This is a genomic window from Zongyangia acetica (assembly GCF_038739695.1).
In the GTDB taxonomy this organism is placed as follows: Bacteria; Bacillota; Clostridia; order Oscillospirales; family Ruminococcaceae; genus Zongyangia; species Zongyangia gallinarum.
This window is the reverse complement of the sequence record NZ_JBBEWN010000012.1, coordinates 44,966-57,781: the sequence shown is the minus strand read 5'-3', so window position 1 is coordinate 57,781 and position 12,816 is coordinate 44,966. Positions and strand designations below refer to the sequence as shown.

The following is a 12,816-nucleotide window of genomic DNA, read 5'->3' as shown; positions in this document are numbered from 1 at the left end:
TATAATATAGTTGTAAATCATCTATTGAGTTTAAGGAGATGAGCAATTGGATAAGATAATTATATATCACGGTTCAAGTGAAATTGTTAAACAGCCAGTTTACGGAAAAGGAAAGCCGTATAATGATTATGGAATCGGATTCTATTGCACAGAACATCTGGAACTTGCCAAGGAATGGGCCTGCACTAAAAATATTGATGGATTTGTTAATGAATATGAGTTGGATTTAACGCATTTGAAGGTATTGCACTTGTCAGAGTACTCGATTCTCCATTGGCTTGCTTTGCTGATGGTAAACAGAAGATTCCGGATTTCTACTCCGGTTATGCGTAGGGGATTTCAGTGGTTGAAAGACAATTTTCTAATTGATATTACTGGATATGATGTGATTATAGGATATCGAGCCGACGATTCCTACTTCTCGTTTGCCCGAGCTTTTATTAACAATGAAATCTCTCTAACTCAGTTGTCATATGCTATGAAGTTAGGAAAACTTGGAGAACAAATCGTTCTAAAAAGTCCAAAAGCATTTGAAGAGATTCGGTTCTTATCTTATTCTGTTGTGGATAATACAGAATATTATGCTAAACGAAAATCCCGAGATGAGGAAGCTAGAGCTGCTTTTCGAGCCGAATTGGATAAAGAGGATATCAGTGGACTTTATATGAGAGACATACTACGGGAGGAGGTAAAAAAGGATGATCCACGCTTACAGTGAGACATATTTAGATGACGCGATGCAAAATCTTGGAGAAATGCTGGATTATGCGGTCAATAGCTGCTATTTGGACATGGATGATTTTTTTGAAATGTTTATTGTCGGCGGTATTGCCTCACAGTTTGAAAATGGGGTTCCGGGAATTGTTTCAGGAAAATCCGGAACGGAATTGGTTTGGGAAGTATTGAGTAAAGCGGGAGTTTCCATCAAAATGTCAGACCCAAGGGAGGATCGTGATTGTTCCCCGGAGTATTGGTGCGGGTGGATTATAGCATTTTATCAATGGTATACCGCACTCTCTTTCAAAGAAATTCTTCAAATCTGTACAATGCGAGAAATCAGGAAAATGTATTATACATTGCATGAAGCGTCAGAACTAAAGTTCGTCAATACTATGAATGAAATTGCACGAAGGAAAAAGCTACCAACTAAACTTCAGACGCTCCGAAAATCCCGACAGTTATCGCAGAAACTATTGTCAGAAAAATCTGGAGTCACATTAAGAATGATCCAGCAATATGAAAATAGAAGCAAAGATATCAACAGAGCAGCAGCGGAAACGCTTTCTGCCTTATCCAGAGTATTGGGATGTAATGTGGAGGATTTGTTGGAATATAGTTTTGAGGAAGTTACAATAGATGAGGTGGGTGATTAAATGCAATTAGAAACCAGAAGATTGATTTTGCGTCCATGGGAAGAACGGGATGCAGAAGAATTATATCGCTACGCACAGGACGACAGAATCGGGCCAATTGCTGGATGGCCGCCGCACACCAGCGTCGAGAACAGCCTGGAAATTATCCGGACGGTTCTGTCCGAACCAGAAACTTATGCAGTTATTCTGAAAGACACCGGAAAACCTGTGGGCAGTGTGGGAATTATGTTTGCCCCAAAAGGAAGCGCTCCGATGAAAGAACAAGAAGCTGAAATTGGCTACTGGATTGGCGTGCCATACTGGGGTCAGGGATTGATTCCGGAAGCGGTGCACAGACTTCAGGAACGATGTTTCGATGAACTTCATTGCAGCGCTGTATGGTGTGGTTACTATGACGGCAATGATAAATCAAAACGTGTCCAGGAGAAATGCGGTTTTCTATATCATCATACGGAAACAGGAAAGCAATCTCCCCTGGGCGATATTCGAACCGAACATTTTACCAGGCTTACTTTGGAGGAATGGGAAAAAGTAAGAAGCAAAAAATCTGAGATGAAGTAAATTACGAAGAGGTTTGCTGCATCGGGATTGGAGGATATATATGAATACCAGAGAAGAAAAGATTCGGATGTGGTTTGATATGTGGCTGAAAAAAACAGACCATGGAATTATGGATTTGTTTTCTTTTGATGCAGTGTACATAGAAAGCTGGGGACCGGAATATCATGGCGCAAAAAAAATAAAACACTGGTTTGATGAATGGAATCAGCGTGGAACTGTTCTTATATGGGACATTAAGCAATTTATTCATACAAATGAGCAAACGGTTGTAGAATGGTATTTCAAAAACCAAATGGACGATGGACGGATAGAAGCTTTTGATGGAATGTCTTTAATCCACTGGTCGGTAGATGATAAAATTGTATCTCTTAAAGAATTTGGGTGCAACTGCAACCGCTATGACCCTTATAAGGACGGAGATACTCCAACCTTTCAGGATGAAGCCTCTATGTGGTTTTGAGGAGGTAAAAATGGTTTTTTCGATTGATAAATGGATGGAGCAATATATCAATGTCATGCAGAATGAATTTCATGACAGAATCTGGTTTCTTGGACTCCAGGGCAGCTATGGTCGAGGAGAAGCTGGAGATCAGAGCGATATTGATGTAGTGATTATTTTGGACACTGTATCCGCAAGCGATCTGGAGACATATGCTATGCTCCTTGATCACTTGCCAGAGCGAGAGAAAATATGCGGCTTTATTTCAGGAAAGCAAGAAATCCTTGCATGGGAGCCGTCTGATTTGTTTCAGTTCTGTTACGATACGACTCCCATACTGGGTACATTGCAGGATTTAATCAATAACATACATAAGGAGGATGTCCAACGCGCTATCCGGATTGGTGCCTGTAATGTCTACCACATGTGCGCCCACAATTTGGTTCACGAGAGAAGCGCGGATATCTTAAAGGGGCTCTATAAGTCAGCTGTTTTTACGCTGCAGGCCATTGCTTTTTTGCAAACTGGCAGCTACAAAAAGAAAAAGACAGATCTTCTTCCGCTGCTGCAGGAAAAAGATCAGAATATATTGCGGACCAGTATAGAACTGAAAGAGAAAAATTCACTTTCGTTTGAGGAGACACTCCAGTTCTCCGACCTTCTACTTAACTGGTCATCAAAATGGATACGTGAGGTGAGATAGAATGGCAAAATTAGAACAGACAATTCGGGGAGATTATAATCAAATTCTTAATAGGATTGAATCAGGAATTGTGAACAGCAGTATGTCTGCTTCATTAGAAGATTCCAGCGATTTTTATAGCAACGGGGCGCGCTGCAGTGTGCGTGTTTTTGAACGGTACAGCTGGTTAGGTAGTAATCGTGTCAGCCTTAGTGTGACCTTGTTCCAATGTGGTGACGACGCTGTTCATCTCTCTGCAATTACAGCAGGTGGAAGTCAAGCTCTGTTTTTTAAAATCAATACATTTGGCGAAGAAGCATTTCTGGATAAACTTAGAGAGCTCCTTTAATTGCCTGAAAAAACGAGTCTGCAGAATATAAACAACGGAGAGGTATGTATTGAAACGATTTATTATTTTTGGTTCACAATATGGGACAGCCAAGTCATACGCACAAAAGCTGTCACAGCTCACAGACATTGAATGCATTAGTTATGATAAGATTAAGAATAGGCTGGACGTGGAGTCGGTAATTTACATCGGAGGCTTGTATGCCGGCGGAGTAAAAGGTCTCAAAACAACCATGAAGTATTTGCCGGAGAGTGCAGATCTTACGGTTGTCACTGTGGGCCTGGCGGATGTAAACGATCCTGTTAATGTTGAGAAGATCCTCCATTCACTTCGTTCGCAGCTGGCTCATGATCGATACATAAAGACAAAATTTTTTCACCTGCGAGGTGGAATAAACTATCGGAATCTTACTTTGCTGCACAGAACAATGATGTCCCTTCTTTATCAAACCGCTAAAAAGAAGGATCCCAAGCAGCTGACTGAAGAAGATAAAGTCTTTCTTGACTCATATAATCAACAGGTGAACTTTGTCGATTTTGATTCTTTAAAGCCAATTTGCGAATGGATAGTGAATGGATCCGAGTAATTATTTGAATGAATTTGGAAAACAAAAACATAAATTAAGTTGCTTGTTTGGATGTATCTGAGAAAATAACAGGCACAGTTTATTTCAGATTTAGAGGAAGAGGGTTTAGCTATGGACACAACATATATTGTTGATTTTTACAATCACTATGATGAAGATAACCGATTAGTACCAAAACATGGTACCGTGGAGTTTTTGACTACTATGCGCTATATTGAACGGTATTTGAAACCAGGCTGCAAAATCATTGAAATTGGCGCCGGTACAGGACGGTATTCACATGCTTTGGCACGAAAAGGTTATGTAGTCGATTCTGTGGAACTGGTAGAGCACAACATTGAGGTCTTTCAAAAAAACACCCTGCCAAATGAAACAATTACCATTCGGCAGGGAAATGCTATGGATTTATCCGAATTTGCTGACAACCAGTATGACATTACTTTGCTATTGGGTCCTCTATACCATCTTTACAGAGAAGAGGATAAACATCAGGCAATACGCGAGGCGATTCGAGTTACAAAACCAGGCGGAATTATTTTTGCTGCTTATGTTATTTCAGACGGCTGTCTTCTTGACGAGGGATTCCATCGAGGAAATATAAATGTTCTGGAATATATTCGGGACGGATTGATAGATGCTGACACATTTGCAACCAAATCTGAGCCCAAAGATCTCTTTGAACTTGTTCGCAAAGAGGACATTGATCATCTAATGGCTGCATTCCCGGTGACACGTCTTCACTATGTGGCTACAGATGGATGTGCGCTGCTATTACGAGAGCCCATTGATGCTATGGACGATGAAATGTTCCAGACATATTTGAAGTACCATTTCTCTACCTGTGAACGAGAGGACTTTCTGGGCGTATCTAGCCACGTAGTAGACGTGTTTCAAAAGAGACCAGTGTGAAAAGATTGAGAGAAGAGTGTAGGTGCATTCCGTGGAAATCAGAGAAGTAAAAAACAACAAAAAGCAATACTTATCTCTGCTGCTATTGGCGGATGAACAGGAAAATATGATTGACCGCTATCTGGATAGAGGTATTATGTATGTGCTAGAGGATGATGGTATAAAAAGCGAATGCGTCGTCACCGATGAAGGCGACGGTATACTGGAAATCAAAAATATTGCAACGGACCCAGAGCATCAGGGGCATGGATATGGAAAAGCGCTTATTACCTTTTTAGAAAAGACTTACAGCACACAATATTCTATTTTACAGGTGGGAACGGGAGATGTTCCGTCCACATTACTGTTTTATGAAGCATGTGGATTTCACCGTTCCCATAGGATTAAAAACTTTTTTATAGATCATTACGATCATCCCATCTATGAAGACGGTGTGCAACTGATGGATATGGTTTATCTGCAAAAAAACTTATCCGTCTGATGCTTTTATCAAGCTATTTCCGACTGAGGTAAAGGAGAAAAATATGATAGAAGTTGTATTCAGTGAAAGTGCAGCTGGATCTCTTTCTGTTGCCGCAGGAAAAAACCATATTGGCGGAGTCAGTTCTGCCATTATCATGAATACTGAGGGAGACAGTGAGATTCCATGTCAGGATGAAATTGAAAAAATGCTTAGGGAATCCGAAGAAAGGGAAAGACTCAACTGGGAGAATGCAATTCCCCTTGATGTTGAACGTAAAGATATTCTCAGTTTTCCGCTTGCTTTGAGTATAGGAAGCATCACAGAAGAAGAAATTGGAAAACAACGGGAAGAAACACTTCAAAATCTTGTCAGCTTTTATCCTGATGAAGAAAAGGAAGCTGCAGAGGAAATGCAGGAAACTGCCCGTAAAAACCTCGATAATTTGCTAATCCGTGCTCAGGAAGGAGAAGCCATCCGAGTTTGGTCAAGCGATCTCCCGGATGAGGCCTGCGGATTTTGCTGGTTGGTAGATCAATTAAAACCCATTGGCTTTGAGAATTTGGATATTACCTATGTAGAACTTCCGGATTATCATATGATGCCGGATAAAACAGTAGTCATCTATTCCGGATGGGGAGAGGTAGCTCCTCATCAGTGGGGCCATTTGGCATTGTTAGGAAAAAAACTGCCTGTGAACTATATGCATGCATTATCTTTCCGCTGGGAACAGTTGAAACGAGAAAATGCAACTTTGCGGGCGGTTGTGAACCGTCAACTTGTTAGTGTGCCGGACACATTCTATGATGCATTTATTCTTCGGGAGCTGGAAGCCCAAGAAGATGAGTTTATGGAAGCAGTGCTGATTGGGAAAGTACTTGGAAAGTATTCTCTTGGAATCAGCGACGGTTTGATCGCTTTAAGAATAGAGCAGTTTATCAAAGAAGGAAAGCTTGAAGTGATCACGCATGCTAAACCGCAGGATCCGTCTTATCATCGCATGCTGCGCAAACGCTGTTCGAATTTTGAAAAATAAAAAGGAGACTTTATTTAATGAAAAAAGCTGTCATCCTTTATGCGTCGGTACATCATAAGAACACAGAAAAGGTCGTGAACTATATTGCGTCTGCTATTGATGCGGATGTAATTGATCTATTAAAAAACAGGAACCCATCCATCGAGCAGTACGAATTGATCATACTGGCCTCGGGAATTTATTTTGGTTCATTCCATAAAGTTCTTCTGGAATACATGAAGGCAACATCATTTGAAGGAAAGAATGTTATTGTGTTGTATACCTGTGGGATACCCTATAGGAATTACGCTAAATCTTCAGAAAAAATCCTGCGTGAAAACAATGCCAATTATATTTCTGCTTTTCATTGCAGAGGTTACGATACATATGGACCATTCGGAAAGATTGGCGGGATTGCAAAAAACCATCCCAGTCAACAGGATATGAATCGACTGCTTCATAATGTGAGAATTTCTGCAGACAATATTCTATGATACTTGTTTTAATCTAAAAAAAGTGAGAGGAGCTGACTGAAGCATGGAAAATAAAACCTATCTTGCAATAGATCTAAAATCTTTTTATGCTTCAGTTGAGTGCATGGAGCGTGGGTTGGACCCAATGACGACTAACCTTGTAGTTGCGGATCAGAGCCGAACTGAAAAAACAATCTGTCTTGCGGTTTCTCCTTCGTTAAAGACATTTGGTATACCCGGGCGTCCTCGGTTGTTTGAGGTCGTTCAAAAGATTAAGAATGTAAATGCTGAACGCCAACGCAAAGCTCCCGGAAGAAAATTCACCGGATCCTCCTATCACTTTGCTGAACTGCAGTCACATCCGGAACTGGCAGTGGGTTATATCGTAGCGCCTCCTCAGATGGCAAAATACATGGAAATCAGCACGCAGATTTATAATGTCTATTTGAAACATATTGCGCCGGAGGATATCCATGTCTATTCCATTGACGAGGTTTTTATGGATGTGACTCATTATCTAAAAACATATGGATTAACCGCCAGAGAACTCGCAATGAGAATTATTTTGGATGTGCTTAAAACAACAGGAATTACCGCTACTGCAGGAATCGGTACCAATCTATATCTGTGTAAGGTTGCGATGGATATTGAAGCAAAGCATATTCCACCGGATGAAAACGGTGTGCGTATTGCAGAGCTGGACGAAATGAGTTACCGTCGAAAATTGTGGTCACATCGTCCTTTAACAAGCTTCTGGCGTGTAGGAAAAGGATACGCGAAGAAATTGGAATCGTGTGGGATATATACCATGGGAGATGTCGCGCGGTGTTCTCTTGGGAAACCTGGTGACTACTACAATGAAGATCTTCTTTATAAGTTATTTGGCATTAACGCAGAGCTATTGATTGACCATGCATGGGGGTGGGAACCATGTACAATAGCGGATATCAAAGCGTACAAGCCGGAGTCGAATAGTATCGGGTCTGGGCAGGTGCTGCAGAGTCCATATGAATTCGAGAAGGCAAAGCTGGTAGTGCGTGAAATGACGGAGCTTTTGGTCTTGGATCTGGTAGAAAAGAACCTTGTCACAAACCAGCTGACACTGACAATAGGCTATGATATTGAGAACCTGAGCGATCCGGAACGAAGAAAACAATATCATGGTCCTGTTACCACAGACCAATATGGCAGATCCATTCCCAAGCATGCACACGGGACGGCAAACTTAGATCGATATCTGTCTTCTACCAAGCTGATTACGGAAGCAATAATGAATCTGTTTGACCGCATTGTTGATCCAAAGCTTCTGGTGCGTAGAATTACCATTACTGCGAATCGAGTAATAGATGAGAAAGCGGCACAACGAAAGGATGAGTACCAGCAGCTCGATCTGTTTACGGATTATGAAGCGGAGGAAGCCCGGCAAAGAGAAGAACAGACGGAACTGGAACGAGAAAAAAGAATGCAAAAAGCTATGCTTGATATTAAGCATAAGTTTGGGAAGAATGCGATTTTAAAGGGAATGAATTTGCAGGAAGGTGCCACGGCTAAAGATAGAAACAGTCAGATTGGAGGGCATAAGGCGTGAGTAATAAAAAATATGACGATATCATTAACCTCCCCCATCATGTTTCGCTTACGCATCCCCATATGTCCAGACTGGATCGGGCAGCTCAGTTTTCTCCGTTCGCAGCCTTAACGGGTTATGATGCTGCTATTAAGGAAACGGCACGTCTGACCGATAAAAAAGTGGAACTGGGAGAGTATGAACTGGAAGAACTCAACCGAACACTGCTGGAGTTATCAGACCATATTTCACAGCACCCGCAGGTCATGGTTACGTATTTTGAGCCGGATAAGTGTAAAGAAGGCGGAGCCTATATTACAGTCAGCAAGGAGATAAAAAGGATTGACGAGATAGAGCAAGCCATTTATTTTACAGATGGGTCAAAGATCCCATTATCTGATATATTTTCAATAGAAATCAGCAATTGAGAGGAGTGTTAATGATGAAAGAGAAATGCAAAAAGGGTGTTGAAATTATCGTTGAATCCGTTAACTTTATTATTATTACTTATGCACTCTCAAGTGTCTCAATGTCCCTTCGCTCCAGTTGGGTATATATTTTGTTTTTTGCGTCGAATGTTTGGCTGATTACCATGTACTGTAATACAATCAATAAAACAGTAAAAAACAAGCTGATCACAACGGTTTTATGTCTAGCCTGTATTATCATTTTCTGTGTAATTGTATATTACTTCGGATACATAGATGGACAGCTTGTCAGATTTAAGAGTTAGTGGGATATTATATATGGAATCGAAAGAAAAATAAGTGATGGACAATAAAGATCAATACAATAAATGAAGGAAGGAGGAAAGTGCAGATAATGAAAAAATATTTAGGTCGAGTGGGCTTCGCAGTTTGCATTCTTGCGGCAATACAACTTTTAAGAATGGGAGGCAAGATGCTGCTTTTTCAATTTGCCGAGCACACCCTTATGGCAGACACAATCTATTCACTGATATTTATGCTGCTGTGCAGTATGGTAATGGTTTTACTTGCCCAAAAGAAACATCCTGAAGTAAATCTTTTTCCTAAAAAGATATCTAAACCGTATGTTGTTTTCAGCGTGTTAGTGCTACTGCTTTTTCTGGTAACACCTTTTATTACGCTTAGTACGACGGTTTACGATTGGCTCTTTTTGCTGTACGGGGCTTTAATAACTCCAATTTTTGAGGAACTGATTTTCCGTGCATATTTGTGGAAGTATTTTTCTTTTACAAAAGAGCCTGTAACATATATCACAGTTACTTTTTTGTTTGGAATATGGCATTTGGGGTACATAGATACAATTCTTTGGAGGACCTCATTGTTCCATCCTGACGCTAATATCCCTGAAATCATGTTCTGGAAAGTGATGACAGGCCTTGTTTTTGGAATAGTGCTTGGTGCAATGCGATATAAGTTCAAAAATGCATATGCATCATTCTTGCTGCATTGTGTGCTAAATACTTTTGGCGGATAAGCAAATCTCAAATATGTTGGCTATGAAAGAAAATTATTTACTTGGTGAGACGAGAGATGATTGAAAAAATATAAGGAGAGATAATCTATGCACGACTTTTGGGGATATATTTTACAATTGCTTCAAAGGGGAATAGTCTTTGCTGTACCTGCTATGTTATTTTTTGTTGTTGCTTTAGCTGTTGTATGGCTAATTGCCCGAAAAAAGAATCGTTCAATGCCATGGAAAAAGATAATTATTTCGTTTGTTTTATTAGGATGGCTTGTAGTAACTATATATGCTACCCTTTTAAGAGGAGAACCTGGGTATAGACAATGTAATTTTCATTTGTTTTTGGCATGGAGAGAAGCATGGAATCAATTTACGCTCCAAGTGTGGCTTAATGTAATATTGAATATTGCCCTCTTTATTCCACTTGGAATTTTACTTCCTTTGCTTATAGGAGTATTTAAAAAATGGTATTTCATGTTATTGGCAGGATTTGGAACCACGCTGCTAATAGAGAGTGCTCAGCTTGTTGCTTCAAGGGGTATTTTTGACATTGATGATCTATTTACAAATACTTTAGGAGCAATGCTTGGCTGGAGCGTGATTATGATTATTACTGTGATAGCCAAACGAAAATGGGAAAAGAGTAGTTTTACATATTTATGTGTACCAGCTGCAATTGTTATAGTCTTTGCAGGAATATATATCGGTTATATGGTTCAGCCATACGGTAATTTTCAGATGCGGCTACTGTAACTGCAAATTTGGATTCGGTAAAATGGAACCTCGAATTTGTACCCGAAGAAATGGCAACTACAGAACAAGTATATCAAGCTGGTCGGCTAAACAAGGAAGAGTCTGAAAAGTTTGGTGAAGAAATTGCCAAAGAGATGGGTATTGAATTCGATGATATTTATTATTATGATGATGAAATTATATTTGCAAATCATTCCACAGGGGATTTTTTAAATCTTAATCAGCGCGATGGGACATGGGAATATACAATTGGAAGGGAAAAGACTCCTGTTTATGAAAAACCTTTGTCTGATATCAATAATGATGATATTTTAGCTGCCCTATCTAGCTTAAATATCAAAATCCCAAACGATGCGCAGTTTGAAATAGAAATATCAGAAGAAGATGGATTTGGTACAGCAAATTATGTGGCGCAATTTGTTCCCGTAGGAGATAAATTGCTTTATGGAACATTGAGTTGCAACCTCCACTTTGAGAATGGCAAAACAACAATAGATCGAAAGATTAAATACAATATTGTTGAGCTTTCTCCATATAAAGAGGAGTCGATTATAACGCAAAATCAAGCACTAAGCGAACTGTATCAAGGCCATAGTTTTGAGGGAACGATTTTAGAGCGTTTGGATATTGGAGAAATTAGTATTCTTTCTTGCTCAATAGAATGGATTACAGATACAAAGGGTTTTTACCAGCCGGTATACCGTTTTGAGTTACAAATAAATGAACAGGAAATCATTACAGATTATGTTCCTGCTTTGAAATAAGATAAATAGTCATTCTTAAAAGTAGCGAACTTTATTTAACATACACAAGGGGCGATCGAGTTTACGATTGCCCCTTGCTTCAGTTTATGTTTTATTGTCTGTATAGTTTCTGCTGTTTTTATCAGGAAATTCCTTTATGAATTTCTGAATTATTATGTCAGATTCCTGTTTGGTGTACCCAAGATCGTTCATTCCGAAGTAGTAGGCATAACATAGGGATTTTGCAGCGCCTGTTCTAGCTTTTTTGATAAGGACTCTATCATAGATCACAGTGAAGCGTCCATGCTTCGTGTGTTGTACCAGTCCTTCCCGACACATATACGAATACGCTTTTGATACGGTATTAGAACTGATGTTTAGCATTTCCGCAGCTCTACGGATCGAAGGCAGTTCAGTTCCCGCAGACAATTTGCCGGAGAGGATTGAACACTTCAGCTTCGATTCAAGCTGCAAAAACACAGGATTGACATCGTGGAAGACCCAATTTTCAAACATTTGCCTCACCTCTTTCCAAAGAAGAAATGCACAGATCTGTTAATTTGCTAATCCATTCTACAAAAAATATTAGTACTCCGATCAGAACCATAGGCAGGATCATCAGGCCAAATCCAATAGATAAAACAATGTTGCCTGCTCTTTTCTTTGCTTTTGAGCTCATTCCACAACCACCTGTAGGGAACCGTAAAAATCATCGCCTTCTAAAGTAAGATAGTTGTCACCTTCATCAAGGGTAACGGAATATGTGTCGTTTTTGTCCGTATCAGCAATGAGCTTTTCCTCGCCCTTATCAAGCCAGTAAAGTCTGACTGTACCGGATTCAACTGTCAGTTCATAAGTTATAGTGAGTTTGCTGCCTTTATCCCGTTCCAGAGACGTACCACCAAAAATATATTCTTTACCATTGAAATCATCGTAGTTTGCCTCATAGGATCCTGTATAGGTGTCCTCACCTTTGGTTTTATCACCTTGCAGATCCTTTTCGTCCGTAAGGGCATACTGGCTGAAATGTTGTAGTAAGCCATTAAATCCGTCGATCAAATTGTCTTTAATATTGTTGTCATCAGCACTACATCCTGTCATACTGAAAACGAGACAAATGGCAAGCAGTGCTGCAACAATTGTTTTTGTTTTTTTCATGTTCATCACCCGTTAATTCTTGTAACAATGTTCATACCAATAATTGCGATTGCACCGACAGCATAAATGCTGTTGATTGCAACGCAAAGCTGCATAAGTTTTGATTTTACTTTTCCTTTTGTATAAGCAAGGATTGAAAAGATACCTGAAAAAATCATGAAGGCGGCGTAACTGTAAATCATAATTTCTGCTACCGGAGATTCCAGCGCCCAATCGAAGGTGCGTAATGGCAGGATCGTCCATGGGATAAACAGCATAATGGTAGAAATGGCGGTTAAAATTTTGTTTTTCATTGT

The 12,816-nt window shown here is 39.9% G+C and carries 20 protein-coding genes; 16 read left to right on the top strand and 4 right to left on the bottom strand.

The features are described 5' to 3' along the window. Positions 1-46: 46 nt before the first annotated feature. The 16 genes from WGC32_RS11580 to WGC32_RS11505 all read left to right on the top strand — a co-directional run bounded on the left by WGC32_RS11580 (position 47) and on the right by WGC32_RS11505 (position 11,383). Complete coding sequence (locus tag WGC32_RS11580; protein ID WP_342682118.1) at positions 47-718, top strand: DUF3990 domain-containing protein; 672 nt, start codon at positions 47-49, stop codon at positions 716-718. Continuing rightward, positions 699-1,373, top strand: coding sequence for a helix-turn-helix domain-containing protein (locus WGC32_RS11575; RefSeq protein WP_316687724.1), 675 nt, complete (start codon positions 699-701; stop codon positions 1,371-1,373). Before WGC32_RS11580 ends, WGC32_RS11575 begins: the two co-directional genes overlap by 20 nt. Next, complete coding sequence (locus tag WGC32_RS11570; RefSeq protein WP_316687723.1) at positions 1,374-1,934, top strand: GNAT family N-acetyltransferase; 561 nt, start codon at positions 1,374-1,376, stop codon at positions 1,932-1,934. A gap of 40 nt (positions 1,935-1,974) precedes the next feature. Next, positions 1,975-2,394, top strand: a complete 420-nt coding sequence (locus tag WGC32_RS11565) for a nuclear transport factor 2 family protein (protein ID WP_342682115.1) — start codon at positions 1,975-1,977, stop codon at positions 2,392-2,394. A gap of 10 nt (positions 2,395-2,404) precedes the next feature. Continuing rightward, the gene (locus WGC32_RS11560; protein WP_342682113.1) at positions 2,405-3,076 is read left to right on the top strand and encodes a nucleotidyltransferase domain-containing protein; all 672 of its coding nucleotides are present in this window, start codon (positions 2,405-2,407) and stop codon (positions 3,074-3,076) included. Between the two features lies 1 nt (position 3,077). Then, on the top strand, positions 3,078-3,404 hold the full coding sequence (locus WGC32_RS11555) for a DUF6054 family protein (protein WP_316687719.1): 327 nt from the start codon (positions 3,078-3,080) through the stop codon (positions 3,402-3,404). Between the two features lie 49 nt (positions 3,405-3,453). Further along, a complete protein-coding gene (locus WGC32_RS11550; protein WP_342682111.1) occupies positions 3,454-3,990 on the top strand; it encodes a flavodoxin domain-containing protein in 537 nt (178 codons plus the stop codon). Positions 3,991-4,101: 111 nt separating this feature from the next. Further along, on the top strand, positions 4,102-4,899 hold the full coding sequence (locus WGC32_RS11545; RefSeq protein WP_342682110.1) for a class I SAM-dependent methyltransferase: 798 nt from the start codon (positions 4,102-4,104) through the stop codon (positions 4,897-4,899). 31 nt (positions 4,900-4,930) lie between these two features. After that, positions 4,931-5,380, top strand: a complete 450-nt coding sequence (locus WGC32_RS11540) for a GNAT family N-acetyltransferase (RefSeq protein ID WP_342682109.1) — start codon at positions 4,931-4,933, stop codon at positions 5,378-5,380. Positions 5,381-5,423: 43 nt separating this feature from the next. Further along, positions 5,424-6,395 (top strand): DUF3658 domain-containing protein, encoded by a 972-nt coding sequence (locus WGC32_RS11535; protein WP_342682108.1) that lies wholly within the window; start codon positions 5,424-5,426, stop codon positions 6,393-6,395. Between the two features lie 17 nt (positions 6,396-6,412). Then, a complete protein-coding gene (locus WGC32_RS11530) occupies positions 6,413-6,868 on the top strand; it encodes a flavodoxin domain-containing protein (RefSeq protein WP_342682106.1) in 456 nt (151 codons plus the stop codon). 43 nt (positions 6,869-6,911) lie between these two features. Beyond that, the gene (locus tag WGC32_RS11525) at positions 6,912-8,435 is read left to right on the top strand and encodes a Y-family DNA polymerase (protein ID WP_342682104.1); all 1,524 of its coding nucleotides are present in this window, start codon (positions 6,912-6,914) and stop codon (positions 8,433-8,435) included. A gap of 62 nt (positions 8,436-8,497) precedes the next feature. Beyond that, on the top strand, positions 8,498-8,842 hold the full coding sequence (locus WGC32_RS11520; RefSeq protein ID WP_342682151.1) for a YolD-like family protein: 345 nt from the start codon (positions 8,498-8,500) through the stop codon (positions 8,840-8,842). 394 nt (positions 8,843-9,236) lie between these two features. Beyond that, positions 9,237-9,875, top strand: a complete 639-nt coding sequence (locus WGC32_RS11515) for a CPBP family intramembrane glutamic endopeptidase (RefSeq protein ID WP_342682103.1) — start codon at positions 9,237-9,239, stop codon at positions 9,873-9,875. Between the two features lie 87 nt (positions 9,876-9,962). Beyond that, positions 9,963-10,619 (top strand): VanZ family protein, encoded by a 657-nt coding sequence (locus WGC32_RS11510; protein WP_342682101.1) that lies wholly within the window; start codon positions 9,963-9,965, stop codon positions 10,617-10,619. A 50-nt stretch (positions 10,620-10,669) separates the two neighbouring features. Next, on the top strand, positions 10,670-11,383 hold the full coding sequence (locus tag WGC32_RS11505) for a hypothetical protein (RefSeq protein WP_342682100.1): 714 nt from the start codon (positions 10,670-10,672) through the stop codon (positions 11,381-11,383). Positions 11,384-11,467: 84 nt separating this feature from the next. Here the strand turns inward: WGC32_RS11505 and WGC32_RS11500 are convergent, their stop codons facing one another. The 4 genes from WGC32_RS11500 to WGC32_RS11485 are packed head-to-tail and all read right to left on the bottom strand — an operon-like array spanning position 11,468 to position 12,813. After that, positions 11,468-11,878, bottom strand: coding sequence for a GntR family transcriptional regulator (locus WGC32_RS11500; RefSeq protein WP_342682098.1), 411 nt, complete (start codon positions 11,876-11,878; stop codon positions 11,468-11,470). Beyond that, positions 11,871-12,041 carry a hypothetical protein gene (locus WGC32_RS11495; RefSeq protein ID WP_342682097.1) on the bottom strand — a complete coding sequence of 57 codons (171 nt, stop codon included), beginning with the start codon at positions 12,039-12,041 and terminating at the stop codon, positions 11,871-11,873. The genes WGC32_RS11500 and WGC32_RS11495 overlap by 8 nt, the downstream gene beginning before the upstream one ends. Further along, positions 12,038-12,520: a hypothetical protein gene (locus WGC32_RS11490; RefSeq protein ID WP_342682095.1), complete on the bottom strand. Its 483-nt coding sequence runs from the start codon at positions 12,518-12,520 to the stop codon at positions 12,038-12,040. The genes WGC32_RS11495 and WGC32_RS11490 overlap by 4 nt, the downstream gene beginning before the upstream one ends. A gap of 5 nt (positions 12,521-12,525) precedes the next feature. Next, a complete protein-coding gene (locus tag WGC32_RS11485) occupies positions 12,526-12,813 on the bottom strand; it encodes a hypothetical protein (protein ID WP_342682093.1) in 288 nt (95 codons plus the stop codon). Between the last annotated feature and the right edge of the window lie 3 nt (positions 12,814-12,816).